Annotated in this window: 16 protein-coding genes; 10 read left to right on the top strand and 6 right to left on the bottom strand. The window is 63.3% G+C overall.

Features of this window, described 5'->3' with window-relative positions; genetic code table 11:
- The first annotated feature begins 10 nt into the window (after positions 1-10).
- The 8 genes from RIN61_RS02450 (at position 11) to RIN61_RS02415 (ending at position 9,567) form a co-directional block, all read left to right on the top strand.
- The gene (locus RIN61_RS02450; RefSeq protein ID WP_112252885.1) at positions 11-1,645 is read left to right on the top strand and encodes an ABC transporter substrate-binding protein; all 1,635 of its coding nucleotides are present in this window, start codon (positions 11-13) and stop codon (positions 1,643-1,645) included.
- Positions 1,642-2,628 carry an ABC transporter permease gene (locus RIN61_RS02445; protein ID WP_112253239.1) on the top strand — a complete coding sequence of 329 codons (987 nt, stop codon included), beginning with the start codon at positions 1,642-1,644 and terminating at the stop codon, positions 2,626-2,628. Before RIN61_RS02450 ends, RIN61_RS02445 begins: the two co-directional genes overlap by 4 nt.
- Positions 2,625-3,488 carry an ABC transporter permease gene (locus RIN61_RS02440; protein WP_313855578.1) on the top strand — a complete coding sequence of 288 codons (864 nt, stop codon included), beginning with the start codon at positions 2,625-2,627 and terminating at the stop codon, positions 3,486-3,488. Before RIN61_RS02445 ends, RIN61_RS02440 begins: the two co-directional genes overlap by 4 nt.
- Positions 3,485-5,197 carry a dipeptide ABC transporter ATP-binding protein gene (locus tag RIN61_RS02435; protein WP_313855576.1) on the top strand — a complete coding sequence of 571 codons (1,713 nt, stop codon included), beginning with the start codon at positions 3,485-3,487 and terminating at the stop codon, positions 5,195-5,197. Before RIN61_RS02440 ends, RIN61_RS02435 begins: the two co-directional genes overlap by 4 nt.
- A 129-nt stretch (positions 5,198-5,326) precedes the next feature.
- Positions 5,327-6,538 (top strand): acyl-CoA dehydrogenase family protein, encoded by a 1,212-nt coding sequence (locus tag RIN61_RS02430; protein WP_313855574.1) that lies wholly within the window; start codon positions 5,327-5,329, stop codon positions 6,536-6,538.
- The gene (locus tag RIN61_RS02425) at positions 6,535-7,917 is read left to right on the top strand and encodes an MFS transporter (RefSeq protein ID WP_313855572.1); all 1,383 of its coding nucleotides are present in this window, start codon (positions 6,535-6,537) and stop codon (positions 7,915-7,917) included. The genes RIN61_RS02430 and RIN61_RS02425 overlap by 4 nt, the downstream gene beginning before the upstream one ends.
- Positions 7,918-8,074: 157 nt before the next feature.
- Positions 8,075-9,085: an aldo/keto reductase gene (locus tag RIN61_RS02420; protein WP_207877800.1), complete on the top strand. Its 1,011-nt coding sequence runs from the start codon at positions 8,075-8,077 to the stop codon at positions 9,083-9,085.
- A gap of 71 nt (positions 9,086-9,156) precedes the next feature.
- Positions 9,157-9,567, top strand: coding sequence for an SRPBCC family protein (locus tag RIN61_RS02415; RefSeq protein ID WP_207877801.1), 411 nt, complete (start codon positions 9,157-9,159; stop codon positions 9,565-9,567).
- A gap of 186 nt (positions 9,568-9,753) precedes the next feature.
- Here RIN61_RS02415 and RIN61_RS02410 read toward each other — a convergent pair whose 3' ends face one another.
- From RIN61_RS02410 to RIN61_RS02395, 4 genes are all read right to left on the bottom strand, one after another.
- Positions 9,754-10,752, bottom strand: coding sequence for a transketolase family protein (locus RIN61_RS02410; RefSeq protein ID WP_112252879.1), 999 nt, complete (start codon positions 10,750-10,752; stop codon positions 9,754-9,756).
- The gene (locus RIN61_RS02405; RefSeq protein ID WP_313855569.1) at positions 10,749-11,597 is read right to left on the bottom strand and encodes a transketolase; all 849 of its coding nucleotides are present in this window, start codon (positions 11,595-11,597) and stop codon (positions 10,749-10,751) included. Before RIN61_RS02405 ends, RIN61_RS02410 begins: the two co-directional genes overlap by 4 nt.
- A gap of 21 nt (positions 11,598-11,618) precedes the next feature.
- A complete protein-coding gene (locus tag RIN61_RS02400) occupies positions 11,619-12,917 on the bottom strand; it encodes an MFS transporter (RefSeq protein WP_215520599.1) in 1,299 nt (432 codons plus the stop codon).
- Between the two features lie 75 nt (positions 12,918-12,992).
- Positions 12,993-13,742, bottom strand: a complete 750-nt coding sequence (locus RIN61_RS02395) for an SDR family NAD(P)-dependent oxidoreductase (protein WP_112252876.1) — start codon at positions 13,740-13,742, stop codon at positions 12,993-12,995.
- 198 nt (positions 13,743-13,940) lie between these two features.
- Between RIN61_RS02395 and RIN61_RS02390 the strand changes: the two genes are divergently transcribed.
- Both RIN61_RS02390 and RIN61_RS02385 read left to right on the top strand, forming a co-directional pair.
- Positions 13,941-14,861, top strand: coding sequence for a LysR substrate-binding domain-containing protein (locus tag RIN61_RS02390; RefSeq protein WP_112252875.1), 921 nt, complete (start codon positions 13,941-13,943; stop codon positions 14,859-14,861).
- Positions 14,862-15,311: 450 nt separating this feature from the next.
- Positions 15,312-15,803, top strand: a complete 492-nt coding sequence (locus RIN61_RS02385; RefSeq protein ID WP_252192102.1) for an MFS transporter — start codon at positions 15,312-15,314, stop codon at positions 15,801-15,803.
- 47 nt (positions 15,804-15,850) lie between these two features.
- Here RIN61_RS02385 and RIN61_RS02380 read toward each other — a convergent pair whose 3' ends face one another.
- Complete coding sequence (locus tag RIN61_RS02380; RefSeq protein ID WP_313855566.1) at positions 15,851-16,366, bottom strand: sigma factor-like helix-turn-helix DNA-binding protein; 516 nt, start codon at positions 16,364-16,366, stop codon at positions 15,851-15,853.
- A gap of 436 nt (positions 16,367-16,802) precedes the next feature.
- A complete protein-coding gene (locus RIN61_RS02375; protein WP_215520601.1) occupies positions 16,803-17,114 on the bottom strand; it encodes a DUF6124 family protein in 312 nt (103 codons plus the stop codon).
- Positions 17,115-17,217: the final 103 nt, after the last annotated feature.

Raw genomic sequence — 17,217 nt, 5'->3', positions numbered from 1 at the left:
AGGAGCGCCCTTGAACACACCCATCCTCCCTCTGATCCCGCTCTGCACCGCACTGGCCTTGCTCGGCTGCGAAAAAACCGAACAGCACGCCGCGCAAAGTACCCAGCCGCAGCAGGGCGGCACCCTGGTCTATGCCACCGACCGCGAGCCCACCTGCCTGGACCCGCATGTGGCCGGTGACATGCCGCAGGTTTTCATTGCCCAGCAGTACCTCGATTCGCTGGTGTCGATGGACAGCAACGGCCAGATCGGCCCCTGGCTGGCGACAAGCTGGGAGGTCTCGCCAGATGGCCTGCGCTACACCTTCCACCTGCGCCGCGACGTGCATTTTACCGACGGCACGCCGTTCAATGCCGAAGCGGTCAAGGCCAACCTCGACCACATGGCCAACCCCAAGACCCAATCCAGTACCGCCGGTGGCTACATCCGCCAGTACCGCGGCACGAAGGTGATCGACACCTACACTGCCGAAGTCACCCTGGCGACACCCTATGCGGCGTTCCTTGAAGTGTTGGCCCAGGGTTTTCTCGGCATCCAGTCGCCCACCGCATTGCAACGCAGCCGCGACCAGAACTGCGAAAGCCCGGTCGGCAGCGGGCCGTTCAAGGTGGTGCGCTGGGACCGGCAGAACCAGGTGGAGCTGGTGCGCAACCCGGCTTACAACTGGGCGCCGCCGACCGCACGACACCAGGGCCCTGCGTACCTTGATCGCATCGTCTGGAAGTTCATCCAGGAACCGTCGGTGCGCTTCGCCTCGCTGCAGGCCGGTGAGGTGGATGTGATCGAAGCATTGCCACCAGAGTCGCACGAAGCAGCACGGCGTAACCCGGATGTGGAATTGATCATCGCCCAGCGCCCGGGCAACCCCACCAATGGCACCTTCAACCTGCGCCGCGCACCGTTCGACGACATCCGTGTACGCGAGGCCTTCGTTCGCAGCGCCGATGTCGAGGGTGCGCTGAAAAGTGTGTACTTCGGCGAGTTCCCCCGCGCCGGTGGCCCGTTGAGCCTGGCCACGCCGTTCTACAGCGGTGACTTCGAACGCAGCCAGGAATACGACCCGGCTCGCGCCGCCAGGCTGCTCGACGAGGCTGGCTGGACCGGCCGCGACAGCGAAGGCTACCGCACCAGGAACGGCCAGCGGCTGCGTGCCGTCGTGCTGATCGGTGCGCGCACGCCGCCGTCGGAGCTGACCCTGTGGGAGCAGGTACAGGCCACAACCCGGCAGGCGGGCCTGGAGCTGGTACTGGACCAGATGAGCGATGCCCAGGTCACCGCTCGCCAGGCGGCATGGGACTACGACATCCGCACCGGTTACTGGAACACCAACACCCCTGACGTGCTGCGCATCATCTTCACCACCGCGTTCGTGCAGCCAGCCGGGGTTGGCGGTTATCACCAGAACTCTTCCGGCTACGCCGACCCGGGCTACGACGCACTGCTCGACAGTGCCCTGGCCACCCAGGACGCGGGCCTGAGGCGCCAGCGCTACTTCCAGGCACAGCAACAGGCCGCCGCGCAGTACCTGCAACTCACCACCTATCCGCAAAGCACGCGCCTGGGTATCTACAAGACCGCCCATGGCGTGCGACTGGAACCTTCGCTGGCGGTGACCTACCTCTATGACGCATGGGTGAACAAATGACTACGACGACACTCGCGGTGACCGACCCGCGTCGCGAACGCCTGGCTGCCCTGGGGCGGCGCGCCGCCATCCGCCTGGCCGGTGGCGTGCTGGTGCTGTGGGCGGTGGCGACCCTGACCTTCTTCGCACTGCGGCTGATGCCGGGTGACCCGGTGCTGGCGATTCTTGGTGGCCCCAGTGGCAACCCGACGCCGGAAGCGATTGAAGCCGCGCGCGTGGAGTACGGCCTCGACAAGCCATTGGCCGTGCAATACGCGTTCTACCTAGGGCGCCTGGTGCAAGGTGACCTGGGCGTGTCCTACTCGCAGCACCTGCCAGTCACCCGTGTGCTGGCGGAGCAGGGCGGGGCGACCTTGGAACTGACCGTCGCCGCCTTGGTGCTGGCCTGGTTGCTGGTGCTGCTGCTGACCGTGGTCACCGCCGGGCGCGGCAGGCTGGTCGGCGGCATCGCCTCGCTGGCGGAAACCCTCAGCGCAGCGCTGCCGCACTTCTGGCTCGGTGTGGTGCTGCTGGCGGTATTCGCCTTCGGCCTGCGCTGGTTCCCGCCGGCTGGTAGTGACAGCTTCGCCAGCCTGGTACTTCCGGCGTTTTCCCTGGCGATTCCATTGGCCGGTTTCATTGCCCAGGTCACCCGGGAGTCGCTGGAACTCACCCTCGATCAACCCTTCGTCCTCACCGCCCGCACACGTGGCCTCAGTGACCTCGCCGTGCGCTTCCGGCATGCCTTGCGCCATGCCTTGCTGCCAGGTGTGTCGCTGTCAGGCTGGGCCATCGGTGCGCTGATCAGTGGTGCGGTGGTGTGCGAGGTGATCTTTTCCCGCAAGGGGGTGGGCCGCCAGCTGTACCAGGCGGTGCAAGCCCAGGACCTGCCGCTGGTGATCGGCATCAGCCTGGTAGTGGCGGCCGGCTATGTGCTGGCGAATATTCTGGTCGACCTGCTGTACCAGTGGATCGACCCTCGGCAGCAGGAGGCTGCAGCATGACAGACCTGACCCATGGCAACGTGCTGGCGCCGTTGCGTCGGCAGCGCCACCTGAAACTGCCACCACTGGGCGCAAGCCTGGCGATCCTGTTCCTGTTCGCATTGCTTCTGGCCGCGATGGCGCCAGGGCTGTTCACCCGCATCGACCCATTGGCCATCGTACCGCGGGAGGCTTTCCAGCCGCCCAGCTGGGCGCACTGGCTGGGCACCGACCAGTCAGGCCGCGACATCTTTGCGCGGGTCATCCACGGCGCACGGCAGAGCCTGCTGATCGGCCTCGCGGCTACGGCCATTTCCATGCTTATCGCCATCGCCCTCGGCCTGCTGGGTGGCCTTGGCGGCGCACGCGTGGACCGTGCGGTGGGCTGGTTGCTGGAAGTGCTGTTCGCCTTCCCCAGCCTGGTGCTGGCGCTGCTGTTCGTGGCGGTGTTCGGCAGCGGTGTCGGCCCGTTGATCGTCGCCACCGGGCTGGGCGGTGCGCCGGGGTACGCGCGCATGGTCCGTGGCCAGGTGCTGGCGGTTCGCAATGCCGGCTACATCGAGGCGGCGCGGGCACTGGGGCACCCGACTTCGCGCATCGTGCTGCGCCAATTGCTGCCCAACGCCATGCGGCCATTGGTGGTGACGCTGACCATGGGCGTGGGCCAGGCCATCGTCTGGGCCTCGGCGCTGAGCTTCCTCGGGTTGGGCGCGCGGCCGCCGGCGCCGGAGTGGGGGACCATGTTGTCCATGGGGCGCGACTTCATCGCCAATGCCTGGTGGCTCACCTTCTTCCCTGGCCTGTTCATCGTCCTCACCACCCTGGCGACCTCCGTGACTGGCCGCTATATCCAACAACGCCTGGAGGGGCGCCTGCCATGAGCGACAAGACCTTGATCGTCGAAGGGCTGAACGTGGCCTTTGATGGCGCCAGCGTGGTCCGTGATCTGTCCTTCACCTTGCTGCCCGGCCGTTGCTTGGCCTTGGTCGGCGAGTCTGGCTCGGGCAAGAGCGTCAGTGCCCGCTGCCTGGTCGGGCTGGCCGGAGGGCGCGCGCAGGTGAGTGCCCGTCGCTTGAGTTTCGGCGGCCACGACCTGCTCGATCTCAGCGAGCGCCAGTGGCGCGCGGTACGTGGCAGGAATATCGGCTTCGTGTTGCAGGATGCGCTGGTATCGCTTGACCCGCTGCGGCCGGTGGGCAAGGAAATTCGCGAAGTGCTGCAGACCCACGGATACGGTGATCGCCACACCCGTGCCGCGCGTGTGCATGAGTTGCTCGAGCGGGTTGGCGTACCGGATGTCGAATTGCGTGCTCGTCAGCGTCCCGGGCAGTTGTCCGGTGGCCTGCGCCAGCGTGCACTGATCGCCAGTGCCTTGGCCCTGGACCCCGCACTGGTGATCGCCGACGAGCCGACCACCGCGCTGGACGCCACCGTGCAGGCACAGATTCTCGAAGTGTTCCAGCAGATCAAGGCCCGTGGGGCCTCGCTGCTGATCATCAGCCACGACCTGGCAGTGGTTGCCCAACTGGCCGATGAGGTGGTGGTGCTGCGCCATGGCGAAGTGGTGGAGCAGGGGCCGATGCAGCAGGTGCTGCGTCAGCCGCGCCACCCCTACACCCAGGCCTTGCTGGCGGCAGTACCGGCCGAGCACCCGCGAGGCAGCCGGTTGTCACCCGAGCGGGTTGGCGTGCGACATGAACCGCGAGCACGCTCGCACAGCGATGTGCTGCTCGAAGGCCGTGGCCTGGGCAAGCGCTACCTTGGCCCGGATGGGCTGGTGCGCCAGGTGGTGCAAGGTGTCGACTTCAGCCTGCGTGCCGGGCGCACCCTGGGCATTGTCGGCGAGTCCGGCTCGGGCAAGACCACCGTGGCACGCATCGCCCTCGGCCTGCTGCAGCCCGACGAGGGCGAAGTGCTTTATCGCGGGCAACCCTGGAACCGCCCGGCCAACGCCGTGAGCGAGGCAGTACGCAGGCCGTTGCGTCGCGAGATCAGCGTGATCTACCAGGACCCGCTGGGCTCGTTCGACCCACGTTGGAGCGTGGCGCAGATTCTTGATGACGCGTTGCAGGTAGCTGGTATCGAGGCACCAGCCAGGCCCGCACGTATCGCTGTGCTGCTCAACCAGGTGCGTTTACCGGCAGAACTCGGCCAGCGCAGACCGTTGCAACTGTCGGGCGGCCAGCGCCAGCGGGTGGCAATCGCCCGGGCGATCGCCAGCGAACCCAAGGTGATCATCTGCGACGAGCCGGTGTCGGCCCTGGACGTGTCGGTGCAGGCTCAGGTGCTCGATCTGCTGGCAGACCTGCAGGACGAACTGGGCCTGGCCTACCTGTTCATCTCCCACGATCTGGGGGTGATCCGTCATGTCAGCGACGACGTGCTGGTGATGCGCCACGGTCAGGTGGTGGAGCAGGCACCGGTCGAGCAGTTGTTCGAGAGCCCGGCCCACGAATACACCCAGCGACTGCTCGGCGCGGTGCCGCGCCTGCCCGGCAGCGGTGCCGCACTGGTGGTGCCACCTCTGGACCTGGAACACGAAGCCTTCGATCTGTTCGACGAAACCCGCCTGTGGAAGATCGCGATTTGAAGGTGAGCTGAGACGCCAAGCCTTGCGCCGAACCTGTGGGAGCCGCGCCAGCTTCAGGAAATTGGCAAGACAGCTGCTCCCACAAGGCTCGGGTCGCCTAAACGAAAGATGTACTTAAAGGACTGAACCATGACCACATTTCAACGTTTCCCAACCCAGGCTCCGGCCACCAGCGTCGCAGACCTGAAGGCGCGCATCGTCGCCTTGTTGCCCGCCATCGGCGAAGGTGCCGCGCAACGCGAACGCGAACGCCTGTTGCCCCATGAGGCCATTGCCCAGCTTGCGGCAGCCGGGCTTTACACCGTGCGTATCCCCGGGCAGTACGGGGGCCCCGGCGGCAATGTCAGCGATGTGATCGAACTGCTGCTGCAAATCGCCTCGGTCGACTCCAACGTGGCCCAGGCCCTGCGCCCAGGTTTTGCCTTTGTCGAAGGCCTGCTGGCTTCACAAGCCGAAGGCGCCGAGCAAGAGCGCGAGCGTTGGTTCGCGCGCTATCTGCAGGGGGCGGTGATTGGCAATGCCGGCTGGGAACTGGGCGGTGCCAACGGCGCCATCGCCGCGCGCCTGGTGCGCGAGGGCGATCACTTCCGCGCCAATGGCAGCAAGTTCTACAGCACGGGTGCGCTGTTCGCCGACTACGTCAGTGCCGTTGCCCTTGACGAGGACGAGCAGCCAGTGTCGTTCATCCTGCCGCGCGATCGCGAAGGCCTGGAACTGGTCGACGACTTTGATGCCATGGGCCAGCGCCTGACCGCCAGCGGCACCACCCACTTGCGTAATGTGCGTGTCGAGGCCAGCGATATCCGCACGCGTACCGTGGAGGAGGGCAAGCGCACCATCGTCACGCCGTTCCTGCAGCTGTTCCTGGCCACCGTGCTGGCCGGTATCGCCCGCAATGCGCTGGACGACGCCACCCGCTTCGCCCGCGAGCATGCCCGCCCGATCAAGCACAGCATGGCCAGCCGCTCGGTGGACGACCCCTACGTAGAGCTGTCGGTAGGCGATATCGCCGCCCGCGCATATGGCGCGGAAGCCGTGGTACTCAAGGCCGCTGCAACCATCGACAAGGCCTGGGCCGCGCAACTGGATGAAGCCGCCGTGGAGCAGGCCGCAATCGAGGTGGCGCAGACCCAGTACCTGGCCGCCGAGTTGGCGCTCCAGGCTGCGCAAACGCTGTTCGACGTTGGCGGTGCCTCCACCACCGGCCGCCAGCACAACCTCGACCGCCACTGGCGCAACGCCCGCACAGTGGCCAATCATAATCCGCGCCAATGGAAGGCGGCGGTGGTAGGTGCCTGGCAGCTCAAGGGCACTCGCCCACCTGTCTCGGGGCTGTTTTGACTGCCCAGCCGGCCTTGCTGGCCGGCCATGTGCAAAGCCCCAAGGTCCCGGTGATCATCGGCGCCGCATTGTTCATGGAACTGCTCGACAGCACAGCGGTGATGACCGCCTTGCCGCAGATGGCCGCCGATTTCGGCGAGCCGGGGCTGCGCATGAATCTGGTGGTGTCGTTGTACATGCTTGCCCTGGCCCTGTGTGTGCCGGTCAGCGGTTGGGCTGCCGAGCGCTTTCGCCCGCGCCAGGTCATGTTGGCGGCGATGGGCTTGTTCACCTGTGCCTCACTGGCCTGCGCCCTGGCCGATACGCTCTGGCAACTGTGTCTGGGGCGCATGCTGCAGGGGGCGGCCGGGGCATTGATGACACCGGTGGGGCAGGTGATCATCCTGCGTTGGTCGAGCCGCGAGCAGCTGTTGCAAGCCATGTCCTGGTTGGCCCTGCCGGCACTGGTGGGGCCGCTGGTCGGGCCGTTGCTTGGCGGTTTGCTGGTGACGGTGCTGTCCTGGCACTGGATCTTCCTGGTCAACCTGCCAATCTGCCTGCTCGGTTGCTGGCTGATCCTGCGCCATGTACCGGATTATCCGGCACGGCCGGTGCCCCCGCTGGATGTGCGTGGCTTGCTGCTCAGCGGGGGCGCCCTGGCCATGTTGGTGTTCGGCCTGGAAGCGCTGGGGCTGGGGCAGTTGCCGCAGGTCTGGGCCATGTTGCTGGTGGCCGGCGGAGTCGCCTGTGCGTTGGGGTATCTGCTGCACGCGCGACGACACCCCAATCCGCTGGTGGACCTGTCGCTGTTGCGCCTGCGCAGCTTTGGCGTGGCCCAGGCGGGTGGCGGGCTGTTCCGCCTGGGTTCGGCTGCCCAGCCGTTCCTGATCGTGTTGTTGCTGCAGAACTGCCTGGGCTTCAGCCCGTTGGCGGCAGGAGGGCTGGTGGTCAGTGGTGGTGTTGGTGCGCTGCTGATGAAGCTGTTGGCAGTGCCATTGGTGCGGCGCTACGGCTATGGGCGGGTGCTCAGTTGCAATGCCGTGCTCAGTGGTATGGGGATTGCCCTGTGCGCCAGTTTCGATCGTGATACCGCTGTGTGGCTGATGGCTACGGTGCTGTTCGCCGCAGGCCTGGTGCGTTCACTGCAGTTCTCGACGTTGGGGGCTGCCAGTTATCAGGACGTGCCTGGCGACCGTTCGGCGGCGGCCAGTTCGTTGTCGGCTATGTCCGTGCAGTTGACCATGGCCATGTCGGTGAGCCTGGCAGGGGGCGTGTTGGGGATGCTGGCCGGGCTGGGCGGCCGTAGTGAAACCTCGGTGGCGGATATCGCCACGGTGATGTTGCTGTGCGCTGTCATGTGCGGGGCTTCCGCGCTGGTGTTCCGGCGTTTGGTGGACTAGTCATTGGCCGGGTGTGCATCAGCCACCCGGGTGTTGAAGGGTGTTGCTCAAAAGGTCTCAAGTCTTTCGAAATATGACTTGGACGGTCTTGGTGGGTGGCGCATAGGATTGCAACCACTGGAGTTCACAACCAACTCCCCTCATCAGGAATACGCACATGAACCTCAAATCCCTTATTGCCAACCCACTGGGCTTCGGTACCGCACCGCTGGGCAACATGTTCCGCAACGTGCCTGAAGACGAAGTGCAGGCTACCGTCGATGCGGCCTGGAACAACGGCGTGCGCTACTTCGACAGCGCCCCGTTCTACGGTGCCGGCCTTTCCGAAAGCCGCCTGGGCAATGCCCTGGTCGGTCGCCCACGTGACGAGTACGTGCTCAGCACCAAGGTCGGTCGCATCATCCTCGACGAACTGGAAGACCCGGCGGCCCGTGAACTGGGCGAAAAGAGCGGCCTGTTCGAGCACGGTAACCGCAACCGCATCGTCAACGACTACAGCGCCGACGCCACCTTGCGCTCCATCGAAGACAGCCTGCGCCGCCTGAAGACCGACCGCCTGGACATCGTCTGGATCCACGACATCGCCCAGGACTTCTACGGTGACGAGTGGCTGAGCCAGTTCGAAGTCGCCCGCACTGGCGCCTTCCGCGTGCTCTCTCGCCTGCGTGAAGAAGGCGTGATCAAGGCCTGGGGCCTGGGTGTGAACCGCGTCGAGCCGATCGAGCTGACCCTCGACCTGGACGAGCCGCGCCCCGACGGCTTCCTGTTGGCTGGCCGCTACTCGCTGCTGGACCATGACCGCGCACTGCAACGCGTCATGCCGCAAGCGGTGGAGCAGGGGGTAGGTATCGTCGTGGGTGGCCCGTACAGCTCGGGTGTCACCGCCGGCGGCGAGCACTTCGAGTACCAGAAAGCCACCCAGCCTGTTCTTGCCAAGCTCGAGCGCATCCGCGCCGTGGCCCGTGCCCATGGTGTGGATGTGAAGGCGGCCGCCCTGCAGTTCGCCCTGGCCCACCCGTCCGTGGTCTCGGTGATCCCGGGTTCCACCCGTCCTGCGCATGCCAACGAAGACCTCGCTGCCCTGAGCAAGGCGATCCCGATGGCGTTCTGGAACGACCTGCGCCAGCAAGGGCTGATCAACGCCCAAGCCCCGGTACCTGCCGTTTAAACCGACCTTGCAGGGCCGCTCCGCGGCCCTGCATACCCGAATCGATGGGGCCACGCCCCGGGAGAATCATCATGGCAACTGCACAAGCTTCCATCACCCTTGCAACCGATGCCAACCGTGTTTGGCAACTGATTGGCGGTTTCGACGCGCTGCCCGACTGGCTGCCGTTCATTCCCGAAAGCGCCCTGAGCGAAGGCGGCCGCGTCCGCACCCTGAAGAGCGCGGCTGGCGACACCATCATCGAGCGCCTGCTGGACTTCAACGAAGCCGGCCGCAGCTACAGCTACACCATCCTCACAGGCCCGGCGCCGGTGCGTGACTACCAGTCGACCCTGCGTGTGGTGGCTGAAGGTAGCGGGTCGCGCGTGGAATGGTCCGGTTCGTTCGTGCCGGTGGGTATCAGCGATGCTGAGGCAACTGCGCTGTTCGCTGGGATCTATGAAGATGGCCTGGCGGCGCTGAAGAAGGGGCTGGAAGGCTAATGCCCGTCAGTTAAGCAATTGGGGGCCGCTTTGCGGCCCATCGCCGGCAAGCCAGCTCCCACAGAGATCGCGCAACTCCTGAGTTCTGCGCAGTACCTGTGGGAGCTGGCTTGCCGGCGATGGGCTGCGTAGCAGCCCCGTTAACGCTATTTTCGTTGCTTCAGAAAATGCTACCCATAACTGCGGTTAAAGCCACGCCTTGATTTGGCTGGACACAGCGTCAGTGGAGATCCCGTAACGGTCATGCAAGGTCGGAAGTGCACCCGCGTCGAGAAATGCATCCGGTAGCGCGATCTGGCGGAAGGTTGGAGTGACCCCATTGCGCAACAGCACGCCCGCAACCGCCTCTCCCAGGCCCCCTATGATCGAGTGGTTTTCCGCAGTTACCACCAGGCGACCCGGCTTGCGTGCCTCGGCGAGGATGGTCTGCTCATCGAGCGGTTTGATGGTAGGTACATGCAGCACTGATACATCCACACCGTCCTTTTGCAGCTGCTCTGCAGTCTCCAGCGCACGCATGGTCATGAGGCCGCTGGCAATCAACAGCACATCCCGGCCACCGCGCAGCACCTGTGCCTTGCCCAGTTGGAACTGGTAATCGTAGCGATCGAGCACCAAGGGTACGTTGCCGCGCAGCAGCCTCATGTAGACCGGCCCCTGATGGGCAGCGATCGCTGGCACAGCCTGCTCGATCTCCAGCGCATCGCAGGGGTCGACGATCATCAGGTTGGGCATCGCCCGGAAGATGGCCAGGTCATCCGTGGCTTGGTGGCTAGGACCATAACCGGTGGTCAGGCCAGGCAGCCCGCAGACGATCTTGACGTTGAGGTTCTCTTCTGCGATTGCCATGCAGATGAAGTCATAGGCCCGACGGGAAGCGAACACCGCATAGGTGGTGGCAAAGGGGGTCATGCCTTCCCGTGCCATGCCGGCAGCGGCGCTCATCAGCAATTGTTCGGCCATGCCCATTTGATAGAAGCGCTCGGGGTGGGCTTTGGCGAAGATGTGCAGGTCGGTGTACTTGGACAGGTCGGCACTCAGCCCAACTATATCCTGACGTTGCTCGGCAAGGCTTGCCAGGGCATGGCCAAACGGGGCAGGGCGGGTCGGCTGGCCGTCGGCGGCAATCGAAGCGATCATGGCCGAGGTGGTCAGGCGTTTCTTGGGTGAGTTCACAGTGCTCATGCTTGGCTCCCGGCGTCCAGCGCCTTGAGGGCGAGGTCCCATTCGTTTTCATCGACGCGAATGAAGTGCGTCTTGTCGCGGTTTTCCAGGAAAGGCACGCCTTTGCCCATGCGGGTATCGCATATGATCACGCGCGGTTGCGCCCCGGTGTGGGCGCGGGCCTGGTCGAAGGCGCCGACCAGCGCATCCAGATCATTGCCGTCCACGCGTTGAACGAACCAGCCAAAGGCTTGCCAACGGTCGACGATTGGCTCGAAGGCCAGTACCTCGCTGGAATGGCCATCCGCCTGCTGGTTGTTCACATCGATGATGGCGATCAGGTTGTCCAGGTGCCAATGGCTGGCCGACATGGCGGCCTCCCAGGTCGAGCCCTCGTTGAGCTCGCCATCGGACAGCAGGTTGTACACCCAGCTGTCCGACCCCTTGCGTTTGAGCCCGAGGCAAGCGCCGACGGCGATGCCCAAGCCGTGGCCGAGCGAGCCACCGGTGATCTCCATGCCTGGGGTATAGGCAGCCATACCAGACATGGGCAAGCGGCTATCGTCGCTACCGTAGGTTTCAAGCTCATCCTCGGGGATTACGCCGGCCTCGATCAGTGCGGCATAGAGGCCAATCGCGTAGTGCCCGATGGACAGGTAGAAACGGTCGCGCTGCTCCCATTCGGGGTTGCCGGGGTCGAGGCGCAACGCATGGAAATACGCGACCGCCAGCAGGTCGGCGGCGCCCAGCGCCTGGCCGATATAGCCCTGGCCCTGGACTTGCCCCATGCGCAATGCGTGGCGCCGGATATTGCGAGCGCGCACAGCCAGCGGCAGCGCCTCGGTGTAGGTAGGCACAGCAGTCATTGAAGTGACTCCTTTATCGAATCAACGATTGACCAGATGAGCCGGTACTCGCGACACCAGGAAGGCGCCAAACATGAGTACGGCCGTGATGAGATACATGCCGATGGCATTGCTGCCCAAGGTGGTAGTGACCCAGCCGATCAGGTACGGCGAGCAGAAGCCGGCAAGGTTGGCGAAACTGTTCACCGCCGCGATGCCTGCCGCCGCCGATACACCTCCCAGCAGCGTGGTGGGCAGCATCCAGAACAGTGAAGAGGCGGATAGCACTCCAGCCGCTGCGAGGCACAGGCTGAGGATCGACAGCGTCAGGCTGCTGCCCAGTGCTGCGGCGAGGCTCAGGCCCAGTGCGCCGAGCAGCATGGGGATCGCCAGATGCCAGCGGCGTTCACGGTGACGGTCGCCGCTGCGCCCGGCCCACAGCATCGCGACGATGGCACACAGGTACGGCAGGCTGGTCAGCAGGCCGATGTGCAAAGGTTCGCTGACGCCGGCATTACGTACCAGTGTGGGTAGCCAGAACGTGATTGCGTACTGGCCCATCACTACGCAGAAGTAGATGCCCGCCAGCAACCAGAGCCGACGGTCGCGGATGAAGTCGGCCACCGAACCGTGGTTTACCTTGTGTTGCTCGTCTTCAGCCAGCTCCTTGCGCACCAGGGCTTTTTCTTCGTCGCTCAACCAGTGAGCCTGATCGACGCCATCCTTCAGGTAGCTCAGCACCAGAACGCCCACCAGTACCGTTGGGATGGCTTCGAGCAGGAACATCCACTGCCAGCCCGCCCAGCCGTGAACGCCGGCAAAGCGCTCCATGATCCAACCCGACAAGGGGCCGCCGACCATGCCCGAGAGCGGAATCGCGATGAACCAAAGCGCGGTCATCTTCGCCCGGCGGTAAGACGGGAACCAATAGGTCAGGTACAGCAGAAGCCCTGGTGCCAGGCCTGCTTCGGCGATCCCCAGCAAAAACCGCAGGGTATAGAATTGCCAGGCTGTCTCCACCAGGGCGAACATCGCTGAGATGATGCCCCAGGTGATCATGATGCGTGCGATCCAGCGTCGAGCGCCCACTTTGTGCAGAATGATGTTGCTGGGCACCTCGAAGAGAAAATAGCCAATGAAGAACATGCCGGCGCCCAATCCGTAGACCGCTTCGGAAAGGGCCAGGTCGTCCATCATCTGCAGCTTCGCAAAGCCGACATTGACCCTGTCCAGATAGGCGCACAGGTAGCAGAGCATGAGAAAAGGCATCAGTCGCCAGGCCGTTTTACGGTAGGCACTGCTGCGTGCGGCGGATACCGCATCGAGCGCTAATGTGGTCATTCGTTCTGATCTCTTGTTGTTATCGAACGCGTGGCCTGCGCCGGGCTCGGGTGCAGGTCACGATGCACCGGGTGCTCAGTGGATCAGCATCCCGCCGTTGACATCCAGGGTAACCCCCGTCAGGTAGCTGGACAGGTCACTGGCCAGGAACAAAGCCGCATTGGCGACATCGCGCGCCTCACCCAGGCGGCCCAGCGGGATGCCTTCGATGATGGCGTGACGGCGCTCATCCTGCATGAGGCCACCGGTGATGTCAGTGTGAATCAGGCCTGGCGTGATCGAGTTGACGCGAATATTGTCCGGTCCCAGTTCACGGGCCATCGCCTTGCCCAATCCAAGCACGCCAGCCTTCGCCGCGCTGTAGTGAGGGCCACCGAAGATGCCGCCACCACGCTGGGCAGACACAGAAGACATGCAGATGATGCTGCCAGCGCGTTGCGCCCGCATGGTTGGGATCACCGCCTGGGACATCAGCAAGGTGCCACGAAGGTTCACGTTGAGAATCCGGTCATAGTCAGCCCCTGTAATTTCCAGGGTTTTCACCGGTTGAGTGATGCCGGCGTTGTTTACCAGCACGTCGATCCGGCCGAATTGCGCGAGCACTTGAGCGATGGCATCACGCACTTGTGCTTCATCGGCAACGTTGGCAGCCACGCCGAGGTGGCCTTCGCCGAGTGAAGCGGCAGCCTCGGTTGCGGCAGAGGCGTCCAGGTCCAGGATCGCGACTTTGGCGCCCTGAGCGGCAAACGCCTGGGCTGTTGCGCGGCCGATACCGCGGGCAGAGGCCGCGCCAGTGATCACGGCAAATTTTCCTGTTAACAGCATCGAAGGTGCTCCAGATGGTTGTTGTTGTGAGCGGCGGTTCCAGGAAGAACCGATAAGCACAGCTTCGTCCGGGACAGCACCCCAAGCAACGCTGCCTCCTTCACCCGGTGCTGAAAAAAATTCAGCCCTCGACTTGTGCCTTGGGCTTACAGGAAGGTAAAAGCCCTGGTATCGCTTCGAATCTTTCAGGAAATGGTCATGAGCCTGGACATCCTTAGAAAATCGCCTCAGATCCCTTCCCTGAAAGCAATTCAGGCCTTCGAGCAAGTTGCTCGCTTCGGCAACGTTGCACGGGCCGCAGAGCAGTTGAACCTCACGCCCTCTGCGGTGAGCCACCAGATCGCTAATCTGGAAGCCTTGATCGGTCGTCCATTGTTCATTCGCGAGGCGCGCGGTGTTGCATTGACCCCGGCCGGAGAGCAGTACCTGCGCGAGGTGTCAGGCATATTGCAAAGCCTGGCTACGGCCACCGAGCGCGCCGGCAACTCGGTGGGCTTCGATTGCTTGCGGCTTCATTCCGCGCCTAGCTTCGGCCTGCTCTGGTTGCTGCCGCGCCTGGACCATTTTCGTAACAGTCATCCGCAGATCCAGATCAACCTGTCGTGCTCCTACGAGTCGCTGCACTTCGGCCGCCATCAGATCGATCTGGATATCCGTCATGGCTACCCCAACTGGCCCAGCCTGGAAGTGCGCACCATCCGGCATGAGCGTGCAACTGTGCTCGCCTCGCCACAGCTTCTCGAGCGTACGCCTATCAAGCAGCCCAGCGATCTGCTGGGGCAGAACCTGATCCTGTCGGAAGCCGCATTGGTGCAATGGCCCCAATGGTTCGCACAGCAAGGCGTGGCGTTGCCACAAACCCCCTACGCCCTGAGCTTCGATCGCTCCTACATGAGCCTGGAGGCCGCCAGCCATGGGTATGGGTTGGCCTTGGAGAGTTGCCTGCTGGCGCAGGACTATATCGCCCGGGGCGTGTTGGTACCGGTATTTGCGGAAGACTTGGCGACGCCCGTCAGTGCCCACCACCTGGTATTTCCGCGAGGCCATGCTGAAACCCCCAGGGTTCGACAATTCCTTGAATGGGTGCAGGGCCAGCTCGGTCATGACTTCAACTACTGAGAGCAGTTTGCACAACAGATGAACTGCGGTAGGGGCCGGCTATCAAGTCAGCAGAAAGCTGGATAGCACTAGAACTCAACGGTAATAAGTGACAAGGGAAAAGCCCTACAACTCTATCGGAAGTTTCGCTGCCCGGTTCGGGTTGTACATCTTCAGGGTGTCGCTACCATCAGGGCTCGGCGCTTCCATGGAAATTCCAGTGACTATTTACGGCAATACAAGAAGGCGGGCTTGGTAGCGTGAATCAGCCCTTGGGTTCGTTCAGTAGCTTTCTGCGCTCGGCCTTGCTGATTCTATTGTGTCTACTGGGCGTATTTCCTTTGGATGTGATCCTGCCGTCATTCCCGGCGCTCGCAGACGAGTTTCGCGTCGAACCACAGCAGATAGCCTACTCGGTGAGCTTCTTTGCGTTTGGTGTCGCCTTGGCGCAATTGGTGATCGGCCGCGCCATTGGCGTTGATGGACAGCCTGGGGCTGACGCCCTATCAATTCTCGGTGGTGTTTATCGGCTATGGGCTTGCGTATATCGCTGGCGGAACAGCCGCGACCTATTTGAACAACCGCGTAAGCCCGCAGGTTCAGATCAAGACGGGATTCCTGCTCATAGCTGCCGGGGGCATCACGTTGTTGATCTGGGAGAAGATAGCGGGATTGACGGTGGCGGGGCTGCTGCTGCCGATGATCATCTGCACGACCGGGACAACGCTGGTGCGCCCTGCTGCAACGACCCAGGCCTTGGCGCGTTACCCGCAGCAGGCCGGTGCGGCAGCGTCGCTCAACACGACCTTGTTGTTCGCAGGTGGTGGTTTGGCTGGCAGTCTTGTTGCTGGCGTCGAAGGCGCGTTGCCGATGAGCCTGGGGCTTCTGTTCCTGGGTGCGGGGTTGTGCGGATGGCTACTGCTTGCATGCCTGACGGAAACGCCAGCCAGCACTCGAACTTGATGCCAAACGAGCCATCCGCAGTGAGAACGATAACGGCCTGGTGCTGATCAGGCCCAGAAACCGAACAGCACCAACGCCGCCACGCCAAGCCCGACTGCAACCGAACACCCGCCAATCGACAGCGCTGCCCGACCTTGTCGGTACCAACCATCCTGGCCCAGTTGCCGTGCCGGTGCCAACAAGCTTCGCCAGTGCAGTTCCGTGTCATGAAACGCCTGCAAGTTCGTCATGTCCGCATCCAGCCAACGGCGGAAATCGATCCGCTCGCACGCCGTTACCTGTGGGCTCTGCAAGCGCACATACCATTGCCCGGCAACACTCGCCAGCACATCCCGGCGCGAGCGGCCGGCCTGCAGCGCCTGGTCCATGTGCCGCTCGATGCTCGCCAATGGCAGGTCGAGGCGGGCGGCGATGCTGGCGAAGTCCAGCTGGTCGAGGCGGTTGAGCAGGAACACTTGCTGTACGCGCCGTGGCAGGCGCTTCAGGGCGTGCAGCAGGGCGTCGTCGGCATGGTGTTCGGCAGCAGGGGTTGGGTGCTCAAGGGGCATCAGCAGACGGGTCATGGACAGCTCCTTGCTCTATAAGGGGGAGGGAGGGGGGCATCTTCCGTGATGCGTGATCAGCGTAGGTTAAACGAGATTGATTCTCAAGTGCTGATTCCGCAAAGTTTTGTAATGAGCGTTCACGCCCTGAAACACCTTTGCTATCATGCGCGCCATCACGATCTTCATTAGCCTGAAGAGCCAAAAAAAAGACCCAGCAAAAAGCCGGGTCAAAAACCGTGATTAGCCTGATGAGGAGATAATCTGAGAGCGACCTAAGCTCCAGGTTATCCAGCAGATCTCGCGATCAGCTGAGTGCAATAATAATCGTTATCATTTGCCAGTCAAATGAATTTTCGCTAATCCGGTAAAAAAATTTTACCGGTGCGCTTCCTTGTCCCGGCAATCGGGGCCTTTGCCGTTACCTGGCCATCACGTTCTCTCCCTTCTTTCCTGCTTACGAACCCGAGCCCACCGAGCGGTTGTGCTCGAGCAGTGCGCGTGCCATGTCCATCATGTGCATCAGCGCGAAGGTCAGCTCGCGCTGGCTACCGTGCTGGTGGGTGGCGGTTTCCTGCGCGGTGGCGGCGGCGCAGCGCAGCAGGGCGATGGCATGCTCCTGGGCCTGGTCTTTGGTTACCCCCTCGTGCAGGGTCCAGATTCTGTTCTCCAGGGTTGGGCGCGGCGGGTTGGGGTTGAGGTAGTAATCGAGGGCGCGGCGGGCGGCTTCGCTGTCGAGATCTGTTTCGTCGTTTTTCGGTGGTTTCATCGCGATACCTTCTGATTTCCCTTCAAACACACAGGAATCAGAGGATAGGTCAGTCTGTACTATCTATCTCAAAATAAATAATTCAGATTGTGTATTGCTGCGA

The sequence above is a fragment of the Pseudomonas inefficax genome, from assembly GCF_032164165.1.
In the GTDB taxonomy this organism is placed as follows: domain Bacteria; phylum Pseudomonadota; class Gammaproteobacteria; order Pseudomonadales; family Pseudomonadaceae; genus Aquipseudomonas; species Aquipseudomonas inefficax.
Note: the sequence above shows the minus strand (reverse complement) of the source record. Positions and strands in the feature narration are given on the sequence as shown.

Bases quoted from the DNA above. Each gene is read 5' to 3' on its own strand.
- RIN61_RS02380 (WP_313855566.1), bottom strand. From the start codon at position 16,366: ATGACCCGTCTGCTGATGCCCCTTGAGCACCCAACCCCTGCTGCCGAA.
- RIN61_RS02415 (WP_207877801.1), top strand. From the start codon at position 9,157: ATGGCAACTGCACAAGCTTCCATCACCCTTGCAACCGATGCCAACCGT.
- RIN61_RS02420 (WP_207877800.1), top strand. From the start codon at position 8,075: ATGAACCTCAAATCCCTTATTGCCAACCCACTGGGCTTCGGTACCGCA.
- RIN61_RS02430 (WP_313855574.1), top strand. From the start codon at position 5,327: ATGACCACATTTCAACGTTTCCCAACCCAGGCTCCGGCCACCAGCGTC.
- RIN61_RS02375 (WP_215520601.1), bottom strand. From the start codon at position 17,114: ATGAAACCACCGAAAAACGACGAAACAGATCTCGACAGCGAAGCCGCC.
- RIN61_RS02435 (WP_313855576.1), top strand. From the start codon at position 3,485: ATGAGCGACAAGACCTTGATCGTCGAAGGGCTGAACGTGGCCTTTGAT.
- RIN61_RS02390 (WP_112252875.1), top strand. From the start codon at position 13,941: ATGAGCCTGGACATCCTTAGAAAATCGCCTCAGATCCCTTCCCTGAAA.
- RIN61_RS02445 (WP_112253239.1), top strand. From the start codon at position 1,642: ATGACTACGACGACACTCGCGGTGACCGACCCGCGTCGCGAACGCCTG.
- RIN61_RS02400 (WP_215520599.1), bottom strand. From the start codon at position 12,917: ATGACCACATTAGCGCTCGATGCGGTATCCGCCGCACGCAGCAGTGCC.
- RIN61_RS02395 (WP_112252876.1), bottom strand. From the start codon at position 13,742: ATGCTGTTAACAGGAAAATTTGCCGTGATCACTGGCGCGGCCTCTGCC.
- RIN61_RS02440 (WP_313855578.1), top strand. From the start codon at position 2,625: ATGACAGACCTGACCCATGGCAACGTGCTGGCGCCGTTGCGTCGGCAG.
- RIN61_RS02410 (WP_112252879.1), bottom strand. From the start codon at position 10,752: ATGAGCACTGTGAACTCACCCAAGAAACGCCTGACCACCTCGGCCATG.
- RIN61_RS02405 (WP_313855569.1), bottom strand. From the start codon at position 11,597: ATGACTGCTGTGCCTACCTACACCGAGGCGCTGCCGCTGGCTGTGCGC.